At 41.8% G+C, this 21,157-nt stretch carries 21 protein-coding genes and 1 riboswitch; of the genes, 16 read left to right on the plus strand and 5 right to left on the minus strand.

The features are described from left to right. Positions 1-69: 69 nt before the first annotated feature. Positions 70-188, minus strand: a riboswitch (SAM riboswitch). 81 nt (positions 189-269) lie between these two features. Next, entirely contained in the window at positions 270-761 is a 492-nt protein-coding gene (locus MHH65_RS05330; protein ID WP_012009527.1) for a YajQ family cyclic di-GMP-binding protein, read from the minus strand. 225 nt (positions 762-986) lie between these two features. Here MHH65_RS05330 and MHH65_RS05335 point away from each other — a divergent pair, with 225 nt between their 5' ends. From MHH65_RS05335 to MHH65_RS05345, 3 genes are all read left to right on the plus strand, one after another. Further along, positions 987-1,835: a S1 RNA-binding domain-containing protein gene (locus MHH65_RS05335; protein WP_024426505.1), complete on the plus strand. Its 849-nt coding sequence runs from the start codon at positions 987-989 to the stop codon at positions 1,833-1,835. A gap of 145 nt (positions 1,836-1,980) precedes the next feature. Beyond that, entirely contained in the window at positions 1,981-2,958 is a 978-nt protein-coding gene (locus tag MHH65_RS05340; protein WP_024426504.1) for a BMP family ABC transporter substrate-binding protein, read from the plus strand. Further along, on the plus strand, positions 2,955-4,604 hold the full coding sequence (locus MHH65_RS05345) for a methyl-accepting chemotaxis protein (protein ID WP_024426503.1): 1,650 nt from the start codon (positions 2,955-2,957) through the stop codon (positions 4,602-4,604). Before MHH65_RS05340 ends, MHH65_RS05345 begins: the two co-directional genes overlap by 4 nt. 47 nt (positions 4,605-4,651) lie before the next feature. On the opposite strand, the gene MHH65_RS05350 is transcribed toward MHH65_RS05345, so the two are convergent. After that, on the minus strand, positions 4,652-5,503 hold the full coding sequence (locus tag MHH65_RS05350) for a DegV family protein (RefSeq protein WP_024425073.1): 852 nt from the start codon (positions 5,501-5,503) through the stop codon (positions 4,652-4,654). A 139-nt stretch (positions 5,504-5,642) separates the two neighbouring features. On the opposite strand from MHH65_RS05350, the gene MHH65_RS05355 reads away from it, so the two are divergent. After that, positions 5,643-6,485 carry a YitT family protein gene (locus MHH65_RS05355; RefSeq protein WP_024425072.1) on the plus strand — a complete coding sequence of 281 codons (843 nt, stop codon included), beginning with the start codon at positions 5,643-5,645 and terminating at the stop codon, positions 6,483-6,485. Between the two features lie 14 nt (positions 6,486-6,499). Beyond that, positions 6,500-6,955, plus strand: a complete 456-nt coding sequence (locus MHH65_RS05360) for a BsuPI-related putative proteinase inhibitor (protein WP_024426502.1) — start codon at positions 6,500-6,502, stop codon at positions 6,953-6,955. A 51-nt stretch (positions 6,956-7,006) separates the two neighbouring features. On the opposite strand, the gene MHH65_RS05365 is transcribed toward MHH65_RS05360, so the two are convergent. From MHH65_RS05365 to MHH65_RS05375, 3 genes are all read right to left on the minus strand, one after another. Further along, complete coding sequence (locus tag MHH65_RS05365; RefSeq protein WP_024425070.1) at positions 7,007-7,198, minus strand: DUF3813 domain-containing protein; 192 nt, start codon at positions 7,196-7,198, stop codon at positions 7,007-7,009. Continuing rightward, a complete protein-coding gene (locus MHH65_RS05370; protein WP_024425069.1) occupies positions 7,195-7,344 on the minus strand; it encodes a hypothetical protein in 150 nt (49 codons plus the stop codon). The genes MHH65_RS05365 and MHH65_RS05370 overlap by 4 nt, the downstream gene beginning before the upstream one ends. 88 nt (positions 7,345-7,432) lie before the next feature. Next, entirely contained in the window at positions 7,433-8,245 is an 813-nt protein-coding gene (locus MHH65_RS05375) for a Cof-type HAD-IIB family hydrolase (RefSeq protein WP_024425068.1), read from the minus strand. A gap of 137 nt (positions 8,246-8,382) precedes the next feature. Here MHH65_RS05375 and MHH65_RS05380 point away from each other — a divergent pair, with 137 nt between their 5' ends. The 11 genes from MHH65_RS05380 (at position 8,383) to argF (ending at position 21,146) form a co-directional block, all read left to right on the plus strand. After that, positions 8,383-9,168, plus strand: coding sequence for a prolyl oligopeptidase family serine peptidase (locus MHH65_RS05380; protein ID WP_024426501.1), 786 nt, complete (start codon positions 8,383-8,385; stop codon positions 9,166-9,168). Between the two features lie 46 nt (positions 9,169-9,214). Next, complete coding sequence (locus tag MHH65_RS05385; protein WP_024425066.1) at positions 9,215-9,523, plus strand: metal-sulfur cluster assembly factor; 309 nt, start codon at positions 9,215-9,217, stop codon at positions 9,521-9,523. Positions 9,524-9,646: 123 nt separating this feature from the next. After that, on the plus strand, positions 9,647-11,092 hold the full coding sequence (locus MHH65_RS05390; RefSeq protein ID WP_061109661.1) for an FAD-binding oxidoreductase: 1,446 nt from the start codon (positions 9,647-9,649) through the stop codon (positions 11,090-11,092). Beyond that, positions 11,089-11,637, plus strand: coding sequence for an MFS transporter (locus tag MHH65_RS05395; RefSeq protein ID WP_061109662.1), 549 nt, complete (start codon positions 11,089-11,091; stop codon positions 11,635-11,637). The genes MHH65_RS05390 and MHH65_RS05395 overlap by 4 nt, the downstream gene beginning before the upstream one ends. Before the next feature lie 136 nt (positions 11,638-11,773). Next, the gene (gene argC / locus MHH65_RS05400) at positions 11,774-12,811 is read left to right on the plus strand and encodes an N-acetyl-gamma-glutamyl-phosphate reductase (protein ID WP_061109663.1); all 1,038 of its coding nucleotides are present in this window, start codon (positions 11,774-11,776) and stop codon (positions 12,809-12,811) included. Between the two features lie 22 nt (positions 12,812-12,833). After that, positions 12,834-14,054 carry a bifunctional ornithine acetyltransferase/N-acetylglutamate synthase gene (argJ, locus tag MHH65_RS05405; RefSeq protein ID WP_061109664.1) on the plus strand — a complete coding sequence of 407 codons (1,221 nt, stop codon included), beginning with the start codon at positions 12,834-12,836 and terminating at the stop codon, positions 14,052-14,054. Positions 14,055-14,068: 14 nt separating this feature from the next. Continuing rightward, entirely contained in the window at positions 14,069-14,845 is a 777-nt protein-coding gene (gene argB / locus MHH65_RS05410; RefSeq protein WP_025093396.1) for an acetylglutamate kinase, read from the plus strand. Next, on the plus strand, positions 14,842-15,993 hold the full coding sequence (locus tag MHH65_RS05415; RefSeq protein ID WP_098676805.1) for an acetylornithine transaminase: 1,152 nt from the start codon (positions 14,842-14,844) through the stop codon (positions 15,991-15,993). The genes argB and MHH65_RS05415 overlap by 4 nt, the downstream gene beginning before the upstream one ends. Before the next feature lie 71 nt (positions 15,994-16,064). Continuing rightward, complete coding sequence (locus tag MHH65_RS05420) at positions 16,065-17,126, plus strand: carbamoyl phosphate synthase small subunit (RefSeq protein ID WP_098676806.1); 1,062 nt, start codon at positions 16,065-16,067, stop codon at positions 17,124-17,126. Then, positions 17,119-20,199: a carbamoyl phosphate synthase large subunit gene (locus tag MHH65_RS05425; RefSeq protein ID WP_335350982.1), complete on the plus strand. Its 3,081-nt coding sequence runs from the start codon at positions 17,119-17,121 to the stop codon at positions 20,197-20,199. The genes MHH65_RS05420 and MHH65_RS05425 overlap by 8 nt, the downstream gene beginning before the upstream one ends. Further along, on the plus strand, positions 20,196-21,146 hold the full coding sequence (gene argF, locus MHH65_RS05430; RefSeq protein WP_046310537.1) for an ornithine carbamoyltransferase: 951 nt from the start codon (positions 20,196-20,198) through the stop codon (positions 21,144-21,146). Before MHH65_RS05425 ends, argF begins: the two co-directional genes overlap by 4 nt. Positions 21,147-21,157 lie beyond the last annotated feature (11 nt).

Raw genomic sequence — 21,157 nt, forward strand, 5'->3', positions numbered from 1 at the left:
CCTTATTTCTATGTAACAAAAAAAGCCTTCTGATAAGAAGAAGACTTTTTGGCTATATCGTAATTCTTCTCCTTATCTTCCAAGCAGTTGCTTGCTGGATTTAGCACCTTGGTCATAGAAAATAGATTTCTACTACACCGGTTGCTGAGGCTTCACAGGGCCAGTCCCTCTGCCTCTCTTGATAAGAAAGCAATATGAACATGTCAATGAATTGAACTTCCATCAACTGTAACGAAAAATGCAGAAATAATCAATGGAAAATTTGAAATTTATCGAAAATTTATAAATTGGACATCAATCGGTAAATCAGCCTTGCGCATAAGAGAAATCACCTCTTGTAAATCATCTTTATTTTTCCCTGTCACACGCACTTGGTCATCCTGAAATTGTGATTTCACTTTGATGCCAGACTGCTTGATAAGCGCGTTGATCTTTTTGGCGTTGTCTTGATCAATCCCGCTGATCAGCTTCGCACGCTGGCGTACTGTACCGCCTAGGGCATGCTCAGTTTTTCCGTAATCGATGTTTTTAGTTGGAACATTTCGTTTGATCAGCTTTGTCACAAGTACATCTTTTAGCTGCTCAAGTTTGAAGTCATCATCAGAAATGAGGACAAGCTCTTCTTTTTCGAGAGAAATATCACTTTTACTTCCTTTAAAATCATAACGGTTTTTAATTTCTTTCAGTGCTGCTTGAACAGCGTTTTGCACTTCAGGCAGTTCAACCTTCGATACAATGTCAAATGAGCTTTCTTTTGCCATCACACATGACCTCCAAGTTTAGATATTGCGTCTATTTTATCATGCAAATAGCAGAAGAAGAAAACTTTATCAAAGAGTAAAGCCGCCAGCCGTATAAATCGTGTCCAGTTTGTCCACTTTAGCTAACAGAACTAGAGATGTTCATGCAGGAAGAAGTATAGTAGAATAGAGTGAATCAAAAGATGAACGAACGCTCTTTTATGGGCAGATAGGAAGGAAGAGAACATGAGACCAGGTGAGCAACTGACCTTGCAAATAGAGAATGAAATGGAATACGGCTACTTTTTGACAGACGGTGAAGATTCGGTCCTCTTACACCGCAGTGAAATGACAGAAGATATTGGTGACCGAGATGAAGTAGAGGTCTACTTATATGTAGATCATGAAGAAAGACTCGCTGCCACGATGAAAATACCTACAATTAACGCACATACATACGACTGGGTAGAAGTCGTGGACGTGGTAGAAGACATGGGCGCATTTGTTGATGTTGGGCTGTCAAAGGATGCACTTGTTGCAACAGAACACCTCCCGCCTTTTGAGGAAGCATGGCCGAAAAAAGGAGACAAACTCTACTGTATGCTGAAAGTCACAAGCTACGGCAGAATGTTCGCAAAACCAGCCACAGAAGACGTGATCAGTGAATTGTTCACAGAGGCACCAGAAACCTTAATGAACAAAGAAATCACTGGAACAATCTATCGTTTAATTGCGACAGGTTCTTTTATGCTGACAGATACAGGCGTGCGTGGGTTTATTCACCGCACGGAACGAAAGGAAGAGCCACGATTAGGATCGACCGTGACAGGACGCGTCATTGCAGTGAAAGAGGATGGAACCGTAAACGTTTCTCTGCTTCCTAGAAAACAGGATGCACTATCTGTCGATGCAGAAGAAATTTTAACCTATATGAGAACAAGAAACGGCGCCATGCCTTATGGGGACAAAAGTGATCCAGAGGATATCCGCGAAAGATTTCAAATGAGCAAGGCAGCCTTTAAACGAGCACTAGGTCATCTCATGAAAAATGATTTAGTTTACCAAAAAGAAGGCTGGACATACGAGAAAAAGTGAGCATTTGCTCACTTTTTTATTTTTGTCTTAAATAATGGATTTTTTCTGTGAAAAAAGTCATGAAAAACCTTCACTAATCATTGAAACAACGCCTCTCAAATCCGATAAAAAAGGAGTAAGGATGATAAAAGGAGTGTGTTTTTGGATGAAAGTGAAGATTTCATTACTTCTGATGGCAGCCATGCTTATGGTGCTCGCCGCATGCGGTAATCAACAGGAGAGTTCGCCAAAATCAACTGCGAAGCATATTGGCGTTATGCTCACAGATGATGGTCTTGGTGATCAATCATTTAACGATTCATCATTTAAAGGATTAGAAAAAGCACGTGATGAGCTTGGCATTGAATTTGATTATAGAGAAATTGCAGAAACTGATACATATGAAAAAGGGCTGACAGAACTCGTAAAAGATGGAAATGATCTTGTCATTGGTGTAGGTTTCAGTATGCAAGAAGACCTGGAAAAAGTCGCAAAGAAATATCCGAAGAAGCAGTTCCTTTTGATCGATGCTGTATCTGAGCTGAAAAATGTGACCTCTGTGACGTTTAAAGAAGAGCAAGGCAGCTATTTAGCGGGAGCACTTGCTGCGATGACAACGAAAAGCGATGTCATTGGATTTGTTGGCGGTGTTGACGCAGATGTCATTCATCGTTTTGAAAAAGGATTTCAAAAAGGCGCCAAATCAGTCAATCCGAAAATCAAGATCTTATCCACCTATGCCGGTACGTTTAGTGATGCAGGCAAGGGTAGTAAAATAGCCAAAGACATGATCAAAAAGAAAGCAGACGTTTTATATGCCGCAGCCGGTTATACAGGTGTCGGTGTATTAAAAGAAGCGCAGGCGCAGGGTAAATATGCCATTGGTGTAGACAGCGATCAGTACTATACTGCTGAAAAAGCGGTCATTTCGTCTATGGTGAAAAAAGTCGATGAAGTGGTCTATCAATTCAGTGAACAGCTCGTCAAGAACAATCAAATGAAAAGCGGTCATGTTGTCTATGACTTAAGCAATGATGGAATCGATATGGCAAAAATCCGGATCCTGAAAAATGCTGAGACACTGACCAAAAAATTAAATGGTCTGAAGCAGACGCTTCTAAAAGAAGAGGGGGACGCATCATGAGCTTACGCGTCAAAATTTTACTTAACTCACTTATTTCACTTCTTTTAGCAGTTGGCGTCATCGCCTTTATCATTGTCAGCATGACAAAGATCCAATCATCAAATGAGACAGATGTGCAAACCTTATTAAACGTACAAAAAACGAAGGCAAGCTTTGAAAGTGTCGAGCAAGCCATGACCAATTATTCGATGACACTCTCAGATGAACAGCTAGAGATCGTTCAAAACGATATTTCTACAGCAAAAAAGCAGCTGCAAACGCTAAACAAACATGCAGGAAATATGAACAAAGAGGCATTAACAAGGTTAAATTCAAAATTTGACACGTGGACCAAGGAAGCAAACAACGCCATTGGTGAAAAAAACGCATCGGATGCAAGACGTGTGGCAGCAAGAATTGATGGCGTTTTAAACGATGTGCATACGATGAATAAAAGGGCAGAAGAAGCGTATAAACAAAATCTAGAGGCTGCAGCAGACAATGTCCAATGGATTATTACAAGTGCACTCGTCTCAGCACTTACACTAATTGTCATTGCTGTCTTTTTGAATATTGGATTAACGCGATCCATCGTGACACCCATCAAATCACTATCCTACAGAGCAAAGCAGATCGCAGAAGGCAATCTTGCTGTGGAGCGGATGGATATTCAGCGCAAGGATGAAATCGGCGGCTTGAATGAATCCTTTAATCAAATGACAGATCAGCTGATTAGTCTGATTAAAGAAATCAGCAATGTCTCAAGCCGAGTAGAGACATTCTCGATCCACCTGAATGATGAAAACAAAAAGATGATGGAGTCTGCGAATCAAGTATCTGTTTCGACAGACGAAATGGCCAATGGGTCACAAGCGATTTCAGAAGATCTCCAGCACGGCGTCAGCTTGATTGAGAAAATGGACCAGCATGGACGTAAAAATTCAGAACGCTCGCAAACGGTCATCCGCAGTACAGAGGATGCCATCGAAGCCGTAGAAAGCGGAAAGCACACGTTAACAGAAACAAAAACAGCGATTGAAAAAAATACACATGCCACGAGACAAATCGAAGAATCAGCAGGAGAATTTACGCAATACGCCAGCGGAATCTCGGCCATGGCCAAAACGGTTTCTGACATTGCGGACCAAACAAACCTGCTTTCCTTAAACGCAGCCATTGAAGCGGCAAGAGCAGGCGAAGCTGGAAAAGGCTTTGCCGTTGTAGCAGATGAAATTCGCAAGCTTGCTGATGAATCGTCTAATGCAACAAGACAAATCTTTGACATGGTCAGTCATATTGAAAGAGGCATTCAATCCATTAGTCAAACTGTTCAAGAAGGGGTCAAACTTTCACTTCAGCAGCAGGATGCGATGGACAAAACCTCACACTCCTTTGAAGATATAGAAACAAAAGCGCAGCATATTAAACAAGAAATGGCGGTCTTAAATGACCAAATTATGCAATCAACAGAACTTGGCGGACAAGTGCTGCACTCGATTGAAAATATTAGTGCAGTTGTAGAAGAAACAGCAGCTGGCAGCGAAGAAATTTCTGCCTCAGCCAATGAACAGCTGCAATCGTTCCATCAAATGAACAAACAGGTCGAAGAATTGATGAGTATGACGGCGAGGTTAAATGAAACCGTCCAGCGATTTAAACTTTCATAAGAAAAGCACCCTTCCCGTGTTGTGTCAGGGAAGGGTGCTTTTTATGATCATTTGCCTGTAAAAAAGATCGCAAGCGTGCTAGGCCCTGAATGGGACCCAACAGCGGCACCGATGATTTGAATATCAATTTCCTTTGGATGAAATTCGGCTTCGATCAGCTGTTTCATGTCTTCCGCCAGTGCAGGATCATCACCATGACTAATACCGACCGTTTGGTTCGACCAATCCGTTCCGCGTTCTTTCATTAGTTCAATAATGCGTTTCAGCAGTTTTTTACGTCCGCGGATTTTTTCAAGCGGGATGAGTTTTCCATCTTCGACATGTAAAATGGGCTTAATACTTAACAAACCGCCAACAAATGCGGACGCTTTACTGATTCTTCCGCCCCTTGCTAAATACGATAAATCGTCTACAGTAAAAATATGTTGTAAAGATTCACAAAAATGCTTTACAGACGTTTCAATTTCTTGTATTGTATTTCCGTCAATGGCAAGTGATTGAGCGTGTTTGACAGCAAGCCCATAGCCGAGTGAAGCGCATTTAGAATCAATGATTCGTAAATCAAAATCAGGGTATTCTTCCTTCACTTCGTTTGCCATCATCACAGCTGTCTGGTATGTACCTGAAAGCTCTGATGAAAAAGCGACATAGATAGCAGATGTATGGGTTTGAGCGGCAGAAACAAAGGTTTCCTTGATCCGGTTTGGTGAAGCCTGTGACGTTTTTGGACTGGCTCCTTGTCTCATCGCATCAAATACTTGTTTTGGTTCAATGGTGATCAAATCCTCAAATTCCTGCTCGCCAAGTAACACGCGGAGCGGAATGAGCGTTATGTTATGTTCATCATAATAAGAAAGAGGCAGATCAGCAGCACTGTCTGCTATGATATGAACAGTCATATAAATCCCTTCTTTCTAAAAAATAAGCCATATTTTACATCTTTTTAGCCTAACTATATCATAGAAATCATCTTTTCGTGTTCAAATTCTAAATTTTAGGGAAAACCATAGAGAGAATGGTAAGTGGAGGAATGACAACATGTTCATTGGAGAAGCAAAAAAACTCATTGTCGTCGTTATTGGTGCATTACTCAATGCGATTGGACTGAATTTATTTTTAATCCCAGCTGACGTATATGCAAGCGGTTTTACAGGGGTAGCCCAGCTGTTATCCAGCTTAATCGATCAATATGCGCCATTTTATGTATCAACAGGGATTCTATTATTTATTTTAAACATTCCAGTCGGCATTTTAGGCTGGATGAAAGTTGGCCGTTCCTTTACTTTGTACAGCATCATCAGTGTTGCACTGACGACCATTTTCCTTGGCATTTTACCAGAAACGAGTGTTTCCCACGATATTTTATTAAATGCTGTGTTTGGCGGTGTCATATCCGCAGTAGGGATTGGGATTACGCTCAAATACGGGGCATCGACAGGCGGACTAGACATTGTTGCTATGGTTTTAGCGAAGTGGAAGGATAAACCAGTTGGCACGTATTTCTTCATTTTAAATGGAATCATCATTTTTACAGCAGGATTATTACAAGGTTGGGAGAAAGCATTATATACCCTTGTCACATTATATGTGACTACAAGGGTCATTGATGCCATCCATACAAGACATGAGAAGCTGACCGCGATGATTGTCACGAAGAAAGCAGATGAAATCAAAGAAGCCATTTACGGAAAAATGGTCAGAGGCATTACGACTGTACCTGCAAAAGGCGCATTCACCAACGAGCAAAAGGAAATGATGGTGATCGTTATTACAAGGTATGAGCTTTATGAACTTGAACAAATTATTAAAGAAGTCGATCCAAAAGCCTTTACAAATATTGTGCAGACAACCAATATTCTTGGATTTTTCAGACGAGATTAAAAGGTGGGTAGCAGATGAAAAAAGGGTTTGTGCTTCTTCTCATTCTATTGGTTTTAGCCGCTTGTGGACAACAAAAAAAGGATGAACCAGACAAGGAGGTATCCGGTCAAATGGGAGAAAAAACGGTTGAGCTCACAGTAGACCCCGTCCAGAAAGGTTCTTCAGTTCAATTTAACATGTCACTGAAAAATGAATCAGATCGAGATTTTGAATTTACTTTTAACACAAGCCAAAAATTCGAGCTTAGTGTGTATGACGAAAACGGGAATGAACAATACCGCTATTCGAAAGACCGTATGTTCACACAGGCCATCCAGACTTTTGTGCTGAAAAAAGGCGAGGCCTATGATTTTCAAGATACATGGTCAAACGGTGTAAAGCCCGGAACATACGAAGCAGTCGTAACGTTTAAAGGAAAAGCAGAAGGGCTGAAACAAATCACGGAGAAGAAAACATTCCAAGTCAAATAAGCGAGGGAATCAGAAAAAGCTGTCCACATTAGGTGAACAGCTTTTTTTATGTTAGAGATCATCGAGCAAGTCTTGGAAGGTATGCAGCTGGTTTCTTTCTGCATCTGTCGAATTGGCAAATGCAGAGGATACGGCATTTTTCGCTCGTTTGACTGCCTGCTGACGCTCTAACCCAGATGAAAATGAAGAAGTAAGAGCTTCTTCAGTAAACGATTTGGCTTGATCAAAAAGTTCGTTTCTCACAATGAACCTCCAGAAGCATCAGTCTTCATATTCCCTCTGTCTGACGCTTCTTCAAGTGTCGAACGATAAGGAAAACGTGCGTCATGAAGACTGACTGAATCTTTACCTTGTTGTATAAAGCGTTTCGATTTGCTTCTTTTACCCATTCGGAATCCGCCCCTTTACACAAGCTGACAGGACAACCTGTCTAACGGTAGTATGCCCGCTTTCATCTGCTATGTATGAATGGAAAAATTAAAGCGAGAAGTAATTCGTTAGAAACTTTGCAATCCCATCTTGTTCATTTGTATCAGTGACTTCATTTGAGACACGTTTCACGGCATCAATTCCGTTGCCCATTGCTACACCGCATCCAGCAAATTCAAGCATTTCTAAATCATTGTCTTCATCTCCGAATGCCACAATCCGCTCCTTAGGAACACCGTAATAATCACTGATCTTTTGCAGTCCAACGGCTTTGTTCATGCCTGTTTTAATGATTTCAATCACGTGCCACGGGGCAGCCCAGCGCCTGTGATCAATCACTTCTGCATGAACATCTGATAAATAGCTTCGAATGGCTCCAACGTCCTCTTCTTTTGCATGAATTAACACGCTCGTCACATTCTCTCCAAGGTTGTCCCTAAGGTCTCCAACAGTGACTTTGTTTGCATTCATATTAAAGATATCAATGAGTTTTTCATCATGATAATGGAAATACAAATCGTCTAACACTTCAGCTAAGACATTATGCACTTTATATTCTTCACTAATGTCTACAAGCTGTTTGACTACTTGAAGATCAAGTGACGTATGAAATCTGCCCCATTTTTCATCAAGAGGATGATGGACAAACGCTCCGTTAAAATTCACAATGGGTGAATCAAGCTGTAATTGCTGATAATAAGGAGAGCTGGAACGAAATGGCCGGCCTGTTGATATACAGACGTGATGCCCGCTGTCTCTCACTTTTTGAATGACGTCAAGTGTATGCGCAGAAATGGTTTTATCATCTTTTAATAATGTGCCATCCAGGTCAAGTGCGATTAGATAAGGTTTAGTCTCCATAAAATCTCCTTTGATCTGTAAGTGATAGGAGGCAATTCATGCTAGCGCCTCTTTCTATAGTGTATCTTTATCACATCTTTGTTGTCTACATGTTAAAATAAACAAAGACGGGAATGATAAAGGAGGATTCATAGGCTGTGATCACCATTGATGAGCAAATTACGCGCGATATTCCATTTTTACATATCGTAAAAGCTGAAAATAAAGACAAACCGCTGCCGCTTGTATTTTTTATTCACGGATTTACAAGTGCACGTGAGCATAATTTACACTTTGCCTTCCATTTGGCGGAAAAAGGCATGAGAGTCATTTTACCTGACTGTGCTTATCATGGTGTAAGATCAGAAAACCTCAGCTTAGAGGAACTGGCATCAAAGTTCTGGGAAATTGTCCTGAACGAAATTCGTGAAATCGATATACTTAAAACATACTTTCAAGAAAAACAATTGATTGAAGCCGATCTGATAGGCGTTGCGGGTACATCCATGGGCGGCATCACCACCTTTGGTGCACTTGCCAAGCATGATTGGATCAAAGTCGCTGTCAGCTTGATGGGAAGTCCAAACTATACGACATTTCTAAAAGCACAAATCATGGACATGCGTCACAAAGGGTTGATGAAAGACATTACAGACGAAGAGGTTCATCTGCAATTAGACGCCCTGCGCCCATATGATTTAACGCTGCAAACAGATCGATTAAACAAAAGACCGCTGTTATTCTGGCATGCAGAAAACGATCCTGTCGTCCCTTACCGGCACGCAAAAACTCTATATGATGAGTTAGTAGCCACACAATATAAGCAGGATCCGCATCTGATTCGTTTTATCACTGATGGACAAGCTGGACATAAGGTCTCAAGACAAGCGATGTTCGAAACGATAGACTGGTTTGAGACACATCTGAAAAGCACAAACGTTTAGTCATAAGAAAAAGTACGTTATACTAATGGAAAAAGGAGTGGATATCATGGATGAAGCATTGAAAGAAAATATTTTAGGCGCCCTAGAACAGGTGATTGACCCTGAGCTGAATGTCGACATCGTCAATCTTGGACTTGTCTATGATGTCGATCTTGATGAGAATGGAAAAGCGGATATCACCATGACCTTAACATCAATGGGGTGTCCTCTTGCACCAATTATCGTAGACGAAGTCAAAAAAGCATTAAGTGATCTTCCAGAAGTAAAAGAAACAGAAGTTCACATCGTATGGAATCCCCCTTGGACACGAGACAAAATGTCAAGATACGCAAAAATCGCGCTCGGTATTCAATAAGCACAAAATGAAAAATGCCTGGTATGAGTTGAACTCATGCCAGGTTTTTTTATGAAAAATTAAGGTGGAGGAAGAGAGTAGCTTGATATAATGGATGTAATTTTATAGAACGGAGTACCTATCATGAAACAAAAATGGCTATGGATCGTTCTTTTGATCGTATATGCTGCTGCATTTCTTATATCAATCACTATACGAGAAGGCCAAGTACACAAAAAAAAGGATCTTGAGGCTTTTACTGATGTCAGTCATCTCATGCCTGTCAAAATCAAAAAAATTGTTCAAGGGAAAGAGATAGACACGTTAAAAGAAGTATTGAAAGAAGCAAAAGCTAAACACCTGCCGATTTCTATTGCCGGAAAACAGCATAGTATGGGCGGCCACACATATTATGAAAACGGCATCGTGCTCGATATGACGGAATTCCGCCAGATTTTAGCGTTTGATCCAAAAAAGAAAACGATTCGCGTTCAAAGCGGTGCTACATGGGATGATATACAAAAATATGTGAATCCATATGGCCTAGCTGTGAAGGTGATGCAATCGCAGAATATCTTTACAATTGGCGGATCTTTAAGTGCAAATGCACATGGACGTGACATTCGCTACGGGTCACTCATTGATACGGTACGTTCCTTTAGGCTGTTAAAAGCAAATGGTGAGATTGTCACAGTAAAGCCAGGTGATGATTTGTTTTCTGCGGTCATTGGGGGATACGGATTGTTCGGTGTCATTTTAGATGCTGATCTTTCTTTAACAAAAGATGAATTATATAAAATGGAGACAACCTCTCTAGATTACGATGAGTATACGGATTATTTTCAAAAGCATGTCAAACACAATAAAGAAGTACGCATGCATCTTGCCAGAATCTCAACAGCAAAAACAAACTTTTTGAAAGAAATGTATGTGACGAATTATTCCCTCTCTTCAGATCAAAAAAACGAATCATATCAAGAGCTGAAAGAAGATCAACTCGTTATGCCATTGAAATTTATGCTCGGCCTTTCAAGGAGATTTGATATGGGGAAAGATCTGCTCTGGAATTTGCAAAAGAAGTATTTCCTAAGTCAAAATGATCAGCTGATCACAAGAAACAATGTGATGCGTTCTGATTCTGCCTTTTTGGAATATGAAAATGAGTCAGACACAGATGTGCTGCAGGAATATTTCGTCCCAGTTGACCGTTTTCGTGCGTACATCGATGACATGAGAGCCTTCTTACAACAGGAAGATTTGAATCTAATGAATATCACAATCCGCTACGTTCAAAAAAATGAAAAAGCGGATCTCTCATATGCGAAACAAGATATGTTTGCCCTTGTGCTTTTAGTGAATTACGGGTTCGAAAAAGAAGAGAAGGCGGAAGCAGAGCGGATCATTCGAAAAATGACAGATATCACGCTGCGGCACGATGGAAGCTATTACTTACCGTACATGCCTTATCAAACGAAGGCGCAAATGAAGCGGGCTTATCCTAAAACCGATGTATTTTTCCAAAAGAAAAAACAAGCAGATCCAGATGGCACGTTTACCAACTACTTTTATGAGAGGTACAATACACAATGAATGCAAAAGCAATGAAATGGTTCGTCTACTCTCAAAGTCTGCTGTTTTTCGCCAGCAGTTTGATATTCCCCTTTTACATTCTTTTTATTAAAAATGTTGGATCAAGCTATTCACAGTTTGGACTCGCCTATGGTCTGTTTGGTTTAAGCGGTGCGTTTATTCATTTACTTTTAGGAAAACTGCCGGAAACCACTGACAGGCGGCTCTTTTTAATCATTCATTCGTTCGGTATGGCGTTTCTTTTGCTGCTTTTTCCGCATATAACAGAAGTGGAGCAAGTGTATATCATTCAGCTTGCACTTGGTGCGCTGGGCGGCTTTCAAAAACATGGGGAGAAACTGCTTGTCACTGATCTGACAACAGAGAACAAAAGAATGAAAGAAGTCGGTCACTATCATTTTTGGACAGCCCTATTTTCATCCATTGCCATTATGCTTGGCGGCCTGTTTGCTGATTTCTTTACCGTTTACTTCATTTTTTATGCAAGCTCCATATTATATTTATGCAGTGCACTCATGGTCCTCTATATCAAAAACGAAAGATAAATCCGCATGTCTCATGAAGATATGCGGTTTTTTTGTTGAAAAAAATGAAAACGAATATTAAATATACAATTGAATTAATTTTTATACATGTTATAATGTTAAATAATTTCACAAAGATCAAGAGGGTGTATTGACGTTGAAAATAGGTATTATAGGTGCTACAGGGTACGGTGGTGCGGAATTGGTTCGTATCTTCAAGCATCACCCGCATGTGGAGGAATGTATATTGTATTCATCAAGTGGTGATGGGCAATCATACAGTCAATCTTATCCGCATCTGACAAACATGACTGACCAAACATTAAAAGCCATTGACCCGGCTGCCATTGTGCAAGAGACAGATGCTGTGTTTTTAGCGACACCAGCAGGCGTATCTAGTGAACTGACACCAAAGCTGATGAATCAAGGAGTGCCGATCATTGATTTATCAGGTGATTTGCGCATTCAAGATGGAGCAACCTATGAAGCTTGGTATAAACGAAGGGCAGCGGATGCAGCATCTGTCCAGCAAGCGGTGTACGGTTTATCCGAACTGAATCGTGACAAAATTCAACAGGCTGAAGTGATTGCCAATCCGGGCTGCTTTCCTACCGCAGTTCTTCTCGGTTTAGCACCGCTCATCAAACAGAATGTCATCGATGAATCCATGATTATAATAGATGCAAAAACAGGGGTGTCCGGTGCCGGACGATCTGCCTCACTTGGCACGCATTTTTCAGAACTAAACGATAACTTTAAAATTTATAAGGTGAATGAGCATCAGCATACGCCAGAAATAGAGCAAATATTAAGAGAATGGAATCCGCAGACGGCGAACGTCACATTTTCTACGCATCTTGTCCCGATGACAAGAGGGATTATGGCGACGATGTATACACAATTAAAAACAGAAGCCACAAAAGAAGAATTGATGAAGCGAATGAAAGACTTTTATGAAGATTCCTATTTTGTCAGAGTGAGAGATCACGGCGTTTATCCACAAACGAAAGAAGTATACGGCAGTAACTTCTGTGATATTGGCTTTCATTTAGATGAGCGAACAGGGAGACTGACAATCGTGTCGGTCATAGACAATCTCATGAAAGGCGCGGCCGGCCAAGCGGTTCAAAACTTCAACATTATCAAAGGCTTACATGAAGAGGCGGGCCTCACAATGACACCTCTTTATCCATAAGAGAACAGGGGAGACAACAAACATGATCGAATTGAATGAAAAAAGCATTGTCAAAATAGACGGTGACGTATCATCACCAAAAGGCTTTGAAGCAAAGGGGATTCACATTGGCTTGCGCTATTCAAAAAAAGACCTTGGCCTCATCGTCAGCGAAGTACCAGCAGCAAGTGCAGCGGTCTACACACAAAGTCACTTTCAAGCTGCGCCTCTCAAAGTCACACAACAAAGCTTAAAAAAGACAGGACAATTAAAAGGTGTCATTGTCAATAGTGCTATCGCCAATGCATGTACTGGTGAGCAGGGAATAAAAGACGCATACGACATGCAGGCAGCCTGTGCAGATATGTTAGGTGTAGCACCTGATTACATTGCTGTTTCTTCTACTGGTGTCATTGGGGAATGTCTGGAGATGGATAAAATCAAAAAGGGCATCGCCGATTTAAAAGAAGCAAAAGCCGAAAAAGGCCATTTTGAAGAAGCGATCTTAACGACAGATACTGTCATTAAAAATACAGCATACACTCTTACGATAGACGAAAAAGAGATTATCATTTCAGGCGCAGCAAAAGGCTCTGGCATGATTCACCCGAACATGGCGACAATGCTTGGCTTTGTCACAACAGATGCAAATGTTGAACAGGAAGCCTTACAGCAAGCGCTTCGTGACATTACGGATGTGACCTTTAATCAAATTACCGTCGACGGAGAAACTTCGACAAACGATATGGTGCTTGTGATGGCAAATGGCATGGCACAAAACGATGTACTCAATGAAGAGCATCCAGAATGGCCATTGTTTAAAGAAGGATTAAAACTTGCTTGTGAGGATTTAGCCAAAGAGATTGCGAGAGATGGAGAAGGCGCAACAAAATTAATTGAAGCGAAAGTCGCTGGTGCTAAAAATAACTTGGAAGCCGGCATCATTGCGAAAAAAATCGTTGGTTCAAGTCTTGTTAAAACTGCCGTATATGGTACGGATGCCAACTGGGGCCGAATCGTTGGAGCCATTGGTCATAGCGCAGCTTCCGTCACACCGGAAGAGGTAGAAGTCTATTTAGGCGGACAATGTTTGTTCAAACGCAATGAACCGCAGCCATTCTCAGAAGAGGAAGCAAAAGCATATCTAGAAAAGGATGAGATTACGATTTTCATTCAAATGAGTGAGGGGAATGGTGAAGCAGCAGCATGGGGCTGTGACCTTACCTATGATTATGTGAAAATTAACGCGAGCTATCGCACATAAAGAAGGAGATAGACATGAATAAAACGATCGTGTTCAAGTGTGGAGGCAGTGTCATTCGAGAACTTTCAGATACCTTTTATGAAAATGTCCGCTCACTTCAAGCCGCTGGATTTAAACTGGCTATCGTGCATGGCGGAGGACCTGAAATCACCGACATGCTGCAAAAATTAGAAGTGAAAACAGAATTTGTTGACGGGCAGCGTAAAACAACGAAGCCTGTGTTAGAGGTAGCCGAAATGGTTCTTTCGGGAACGGTCAATAAATACTTTGTGTCAGAGCTCGCAAAGCATGATATTTCATCTGTCGGCGTATCCGGTAAAGATGGGCAGATGCTTGTCGCCGATTTCCTAGATCAAGACGTTTACGGGTACGTTGGCGAAATCAAAGAAGTTCATCCAGAGATGGCAGAAGCACTCATGGAAAAACAATTCATTCCTGTGATTGCGCCGCTGTCTATGACGGAAGAATGCCAAACCTTAAATGTGAATGCCGATTTAGCAGCATCAGCTGTCGCCGGAGCCATGAAGGCTGATAAGCTTATGTTTGTCACAGATGTTGAAGGCATTTTAAAAAATGGTGAACTATTAGATGTCGTCACCGAACAAGAAGCCCTTTCACTCATTGATGAAGGCATTATTTCCGGGGGAATGATTCCAAAAGTACAATCCGCATTGAGTGCTTTATCAGGTGATGTGGATGAAGTGATGATCGTAAATGGCAAAGGCAGTATCTTTACAGGAGAAACCTTTAAAGGAACAAGAATTGTGAAACAAAAGGAGGCGGTCCTGTGAGTCATCTCTTTCAAACTTATGGTCGGTGGAATGTTGAAATTAAAGAGGCTGCAGGTTCTTGGGCAGTCGATACAAATGGAAAAAAATATTTAGACTTTATACAAGGCATTGCGGTTACAAATTTAGGCCACAATCACCCAAAGGTCAATGAAGCCATTAAGGAACAGCTTGACCACGTCTGGCATGTTTCAAATCTATTTGAAAATGGACTGCAAGAAAAAGCAGCAGAAAAGCTGGCAGAAAACAGTTCAGGGGATCTCGTGTTTTTCTGCAATAGCGGGGCAGAGGCAAATGAAGGTGCCATTAAATTAGCACGTAAAGCGACAGGGAAAACAAATATCATCACATTTTTGCACTCTTTCCATGGGCGCACGTATGCTGGTATGGCTGCCACAGGTCAAGATAAAATCAAAACTGGCTTTGGTCCTATGCTAGAAGGCTTTCACTACGTACCGTTTAATGATCCAGACGCTATGTCAGCGTGTGAAGTCGATGATGTGGCAGCAGTGATGCTGGAGGTTGTGCAAGGTGAAGGTGGAGTGAATCCAGCGACACCAGCATTCCTTGAAGCCGTTCAAGCATTTTGCAAAAAGCATGAAGCACTGCTGATTGTAGATGAAATTCAAACGGGCATCGGTCGTACAGGAACAGCATTTGCGTACGAAGAGACGTGTCTTGACCCTGATATTATCTCTTCGGCAAAAGGGTTAGGAAGCGGCTTTCCAGTTGGTGCAGTCATAGGGAAAAAAGCTCTAGGAGATGCATTCTCTCCAGGTTCACATGGTACAACATTTGGTGGGAATATGCTCGCCATGGCCGCTGTGAATGCGACACTCGATGTCATTTTCAAAGAAGAGTTTCTTTCAGAAGTGAAAGAAAAGGGTGATTACCTGTTAGAAAAGCTGCAAAATGTCAAACAGCTGAATATCGTAAAAGAAGTGCGGGGAAAAGGATTGATGGCAGGTATTGAATGTGATCAGCCAGTCGCCGGCTATATCACAGCTCTTAGAGAACAAGGGCTGCTGGTGCTTCCAGCTGGTCCGAATGTCATTCGTTTATTACCTCCGCTGAATGTGAAGAAAGCAGAGCTGGATCAAGCGATCGAAGCAATTGTTCAAGTATTAGCCAATAAAACAGTTTCGGTGTAAATTTTTTTACAAACGAACGTATAAAAATACATTTGTATCATTAATTATTCAATTTTTGGGGTGACATAAGCATGAAAGGTTATTTAAATTTAGAAGATGGAGCCTCTTTTGAAGGAGATCTGACAGGAGAAGCTGGCATCACAGGTGAAGTGGTCTTTTTTACAGGTATGACAGGTTATCAAGAGGTGCTCACAGATCCTTCCTATAAAGGTCAGATCATTGTTTTCACATATCCGCTGATCGGAAATTACGGCATTAACCATGAAGACTTTGAGAGCAAGAAGCCTCAAGTAAAAGCGGTGGTTGTGTACGAGGCAGCAGAGCATTTTTCACATCATCTTGCAGCGGTCAGCTTAAAAGATTATTTACAAAAGTGGAATATCCCGCTTCTGACACATACAGATACGCGCGCAGTCGTGCAAAACATCCGGGCAAATGGAACGATGAACGCTGTGCTCAGTGTAGACGAAAACGAAACACCGCCTGCAATGAAACAAGACAATGTCGTCGCACAGGTGACAGATAGTGAGATTTACACACAAGGCTGCGGTGAGGAACATGTGGCGCTCATTGATTTTGGCTTTAAAAAATCAATTGCAGATTCGCTTGCAGCGCGTGGCTGTAAAGTAACCGTCATTCCATATAAACAAATGGAAAAGGTATTTGAGATCAAGCCGGATGCGATCCTCTTGTCAAACGGACCTGGAGACCCGAAAACCATGACACCGTATTTAAAAACAATTCATGACATCATGATGTCATTTCCGACACTTGGGATCTGCCTAGGTCACCAATTAATCGCTCTTGCACTTGGCGGAGATACGTATAAGCTGCCATTTGGCCACAGGGGAGCGAATCATCCTGTCCAGGATACAGAATCCAAACGTGTCTTTATGACAAGTCAGAACCATAGCTATGTTGTGAATGAAAAAAGCATGAATGACAAAGAAGTGGATGTGAAATTCCTTCATGTCAATGATGGATCTGTAGAAGGATTCATTCATAAAGAAAAGCTGATTATGTCAGTTCAATTTCATCCAGAAGCACACCCAGGGCCTGCTGAAAGTGAATGGGTATTCGATGATTTTATTGAGAAAGTGAAACAAGCAAGGAGAGAAGTCGCACATGCCTAAAGATCAAAGCATACAAACCATTCTAGTCATCGGGTCTGGTCCAATCATCATTGGTCAGGCAGCAGAATTTGATTACTCAGGAACACAAGGATGTATGGCCTTAAAAGAAGAAGGCTACAAAGTCATCTTAGTGAATAATAACCCAGCAACCATTATGACAGACGAGTCATTTGCTGATGAAATCTATTTTGAACCGCTTTCAGTTGATTCAGTGACAAGAATCATTGAAAAGGAAAAACCAGATGGTCTTTTAGCCAACCTTGGCGGACAGACGGCTTTAAACCTTGCTGTCGAGCTGGAAAAAGCCGGTGTGCTGAAAAAGCATGGGGTGACTCTGCTCGGAACGTCAGTTGAAACCATTGAAAACGGTGAAGATCGAGAGAAATTCCGTGCTCTCATGAAGCATTTGAACGAACCTGTGCCAGATAGTGAAATTGTGGATAATGCGGAAGATGCTCTTCAATTTGCAAAAGAAGTCGGCTTCCCAGTCATCCTAAGACCAGCATACACACTTGGCGGTAAAGGCGGCGGAATCGCTCTAACAGAGGAGGCGTTTAAGCCGCTCATTGAAGGAGCTCTTTTAGCGAGTCCGATTCACCAGTGTTTAGTTGAAAAAAGCATAGCTGGCTTTAAAGAAGTCGAATATGAGGTCATGAGAGACCGTCAAAATACGTGTATCACGGTATGCAACATGGAAAATATCGATCCAGTTGGTGTGCATACAGGAGACTCGATTGTCGTTGCACCTTCCCAAACATTAACGGATCAGGATTATCAAATGCTCCGTTCAGCGAGCCTGAAAATCATTTCAGCGCTGGATGTAGTCGGCGGCTGCAACATTCAATTTGCCCTTGATCCACTCAGTAAAGAATACTTTGTCATTGAGGTGAATCCTCGGGTCAGCCGTTCTTCTGCTCTTGCATCAAAAGCAACAGGCTATCCGATTGCGAAAATGGCAGCTAAGCTTGCGGTGGGTTATACGCTAGACGAATTGAAAAACCCGCTCACAGGTACAACCTATGCTAGTTTTGAGCCGGCACTAGATTATGTTGTCGTGAAATTCCCGCGCTGGCCGTTTGATAAATTTAAACAGGCAGACCGTCAATTAGGCACAAAAATGAAGGCGACTGGTGAAGTCATGGCGATTGATCGGAATTTAGAGTCAGCCATTCAAAAAGCAGTTGCATCACTTGAAATTAAAACGAAGGGCTTCCACCTGCCAGAACTGAAAGAGCAATCGACAGAACAATTATTTGAACTCATCAAAACACCAGACGATCGCCGGTTTTTCGCTGTTATGGAACTTCTTTCAAGAGAAGAAACGGTTGAAACAATTCATCAAACGACGAAAATCGATCGATTCTTCTTACATGTGTTCCAGAATATGATTACGCTCGAACAAGAATTGAAAGATCATAAGGGGACGCTATCAAAAGATACCTTGAAAAAGATAAAGGAAAAGGGTTTCCTTGATGAAACGATTGCTCTACTTACGGGTCACACGGAAGAGTCAATCAGGCAGCTTCGTCAAGAATACGGCATTGCTGCTTCATTTAAAATTGTTGACACATGTGCGGCGGAATTTGATGCTAAAACGAATTACTTCTATTCCACGTACTTCGGCAAAAGCGATGGTGAACATCAAGAAAAAACAAAGCAACGTGCACTCATCATTGGCTCTGGTCCGATTCGAATCGGGCAGGGGGTCGAGTTTGATTATAGCGCTGTTCATGGCGTTCTGACCTTGCAAAAGCTTGGATTTGAAACCATCATGATGAACAACAATCCAGAAACAGTCAGTACTGATTATGAGATTGCAGATCGTTTATATTTTGAGCCGATTACATTAGAGCACATTTTAAATGTTGTGGAAGCAGAACAAATTGATTTCGTCATTGTCCAATTTGGCGGACAGACTGCAATCAATGTCGCAGAAGGCTTGGAAAAAGCCGGTGTCACGTTGTTAGGTACGTCCTTTGATACGCTGGATGCACTTGAAGACCGTGATTTATTCTATCAGCTTCTTGATGAACTGAATCTTCCTCACGCAAAAGGAGATACGGCTCATTCAAAAGAAGAAGCACTCGTACATGCGAAAAGCATCGGTTACCCTGTATTAATTCGCCCATCGTATGTCATTGGCGGAATGGGAATGATCGTTGTTCAGTCAGAAGCACATTTGGCGTCACTGCTTGATCAGCCAGATCATTTGCCATACCCAATCTTAATTGATGAGTACGTCACTGGAAAAGAAATTGAAGTCGATCTTATTTCTGACGGAAAAAAGGCGTTCATTCCAACCATCGTAGAACATATTGAGAAAGCGGGCGTGCACTCAGGTGACAGCTTTGCCATTTTACCAAGTATCTCAATCAGTGAAGACATCAAACAGCAGGTGCATACCGCGTCTGAACAAATAGCGAAGAAATTAGCGTTCAAGGGCATTATGAATATCCAATTTGTCATCAAAGGGGATCAGGCGCTTGTATTAGAAGTGAATCCGAGGGCAAGCCGGACTGTACCGGTCGTCAGTAAGGTAATGGGCATTGATATGATCACAATGGCCACTCAATTATTAGCTGGTGCGTCGCTTGAAGAACTAAACCCTGCAACGAAAAACAAAGGGGGGACAGCGGTCAAATTCCCAGTGTTCTCATCACATGCCATTCAAGATATCGACCTCAAGCTGACACCTGAAATGAAAGCGACAGGAGAAGGAATGTGTGTAGGCAAGAACGCCGAAAGCGCCTTGAAAAAAGTATTTGCGCCGATCTGGAAGCAAAAAGGAAGCCTTTTTATACAAGGCAGCGAGCAATTGATAGATGAAGCGAAGCATGCAGGCTTTGACGTCTGGACTGGCAGCTTTGAATCTTGGCTGCAGAATGAAAATAAATCCCTTCATATTCATTTAGGAGAAGATGAAGAGGCAAAAGAGCAGCGTGTAAAAGCACTCACACACGGCGTTCAAGTCCTAACCGAATATGAAACAGTTCAAGCATTCCTGCAAGGAAAAAATGGAGATGTATCACCAGTATCGCTCCATGAATTATATAAAAAGGAAGTGACGGCATGAGTCAAGTCGACGTGCAACCTGCATTATACGGAAAAGACTTTTTATCATTAAAAGATTTCTCAATCCATGAGATTGCATATTTAATTGAAAAAGCGGAAGAAATGAAACAAAACCCATATCAAGATTTATTCAAAGGAAAAACGTTAGCGATGATCTTTGAAAAATCTTCAACTAGAACCCGTGTCTCGTTTGAAGCGGGGATGACGCAGCTAGGAGGACATGCGCTCTTCCTCAGCTCAAATGATTTGCAAATTGGCAGAGGAGAAACCATCAGTGATACAGCGCAGGTGCTGTCTGGTTATGTCGACGGTATTATGATTCGAACCTTTGAACATGAGAAGGTTGAAGAGCTTGCACAATACGCGTCTATTCCAGTCATTAATGGATTAACCGACTACTCACATCCATGTCAGGCGCTTGCTGATTTATTAACCATTAAAGAAACAAAAGGTACTTTAAAAGGAATCAAAGTGGCCTATATCGGTGACGGAAATAACGTGGCACACTCCTTGATGGTCGGCTGTGCGCAGCTAGGCTGTGACATTGCGGTTGCATCACCAAAAGGCTATGAACCACTTCAAGAAGTCACAGACACTGCCCGTGAGTTTGCAAAACAATCAGGGGCAGAAGTGACCGTGACAACAGATCCTGTTGCAGCTGTAAAAGATGCAGATGTTATTTATTCAGATGTGTTTACAAGCATGGGGCAGGAAGCAGAAACAGAGAAACGTCTTGCTGAATTTAAAGAATATCAAGTCAATAACGAACTGATGAGTCATGCAGCAAAGGATTATATTTTCCTTCATTGTCTCCCGGCACATCGCGGGGAAGAAGTGACGGCAGATATTATTGACGGGCCGCACTCAAAAGTATTTCAACAGGCAGAAAACCGCCTGCATGTGCAAAAAGCGTTAATGAAAGAACTTATGTATCAACTATCCAAATAAATCCAAGTGTC

Origin of the sequence: Bacillus sp. FSL L8-0654 (genome assembly GCF_038629965.1) — a bacterium.
In the GTDB taxonomy this organism is placed as follows: Bacteria; Bacillota; Bacilli; order Bacillales; family Bacillaceae; genus Bacillus; species Bacillus safensis.

Bases quoted from the DNA above. Each gene is read 5' to 3' on its own strand.
- MHH65_RS05330 (WP_012009527.1), bottom strand. From the start codon at position 761: ATGGCAAAAGAAAGCTCATTTGACATTGTATCGAAGGTTGAACTGCCT.
- MHH65_RS05335 (WP_024426505.1), top strand. From the start codon at position 987: ATGAGACCAGGTGAGCAACTGACCTTGCAAATAGAGAATGAAATGGAA.
- MHH65_RS05340 (WP_024426504.1), top strand. From the start codon at position 1,981: ATGAAAGTGAAGATTTCATTACTTCTGATGGCAGCCATGCTTATGGTG.
- MHH65_RS05345 (WP_024426503.1), top strand. From the start codon at position 2,955: ATGAGCTTACGCGTCAAAATTTTACTTAACTCACTTATTTCACTTCTT.
- MHH65_RS05350 (WP_024425073.1), bottom strand. From the start codon at position 5,503: ATGACTGTTCATATCATAGCAGACAGTGCTGCTGATCTGCCTCTTTCT.
- MHH65_RS05355 (WP_024425072.1), top strand. From the start codon at position 5,643: ATGTTCATTGGAGAAGCAAAAAAACTCATTGTCGTCGTTATTGGTGCA.
- MHH65_RS05360 (WP_024426502.1), top strand. From the start codon at position 6,500: ATGAAAAAAGGGTTTGTGCTTCTTCTCATTCTATTGGTTTTAGCCGCT.
- MHH65_RS05370 (WP_024425069.1), bottom strand. From the start codon at position 7,344: ATGGGTAAAAGAAGCAAATCGAAACGCTTTATACAACAAGGTAAAGAT.
- MHH65_RS05375 (WP_024425068.1), bottom strand. From the start codon at position 8,245: ATGGAGACTAAACCTTATCTAATCGCACTTGACCTGGATGGCACATTA.
- MHH65_RS05385 (WP_024425066.1), top strand. From the start codon at position 9,215: ATGGATGAAGCATTGAAAGAAAATATTTTAGGCGCCCTAGAACAGGTG.
- MHH65_RS05390 (WP_061109661.1), top strand. From the start codon at position 9,647: ATGAAACAAAAATGGCTATGGATCGTTCTTTTGATCGTATATGCTGCT.
- MHH65_RS05395 (WP_061109662.1), top strand. From the start codon at position 11,089: ATGAATGCAAAAGCAATGAAATGGTTCGTCTACTCTCAAAGTCTGCTG.
- argJ (WP_061109664.1), top strand. From the start codon at position 12,834: ATGATCGAATTGAATGAAAAAAGCATTGTCAAAATAGACGGTGACGTA.
- argB (WP_025093396.1), top strand. From the start codon at position 14,069: ATGAATAAAACGATCGTGTTCAAGTGTGGAGGCAGTGTCATTCGAGAA.
- MHH65_RS05420 (WP_098676806.1), top strand. From the start codon at position 16,065: ATGAAAGGTTATTTAAATTTAGAAGATGGAGCCTCTTTTGAAGGAGAT.
- MHH65_RS05425 (WP_335350982.1), top strand. From the start codon at position 17,119: ATGCCTAAAGATCAAAGCATACAAACCATTCTAGTCATCGGGTCTGGT.
- argF (WP_046310537.1), top strand. From the start codon at position 20,196: ATGAGTCAAGTCGACGTGCAACCTGCATTATACGGAAAAGACTTTTTA.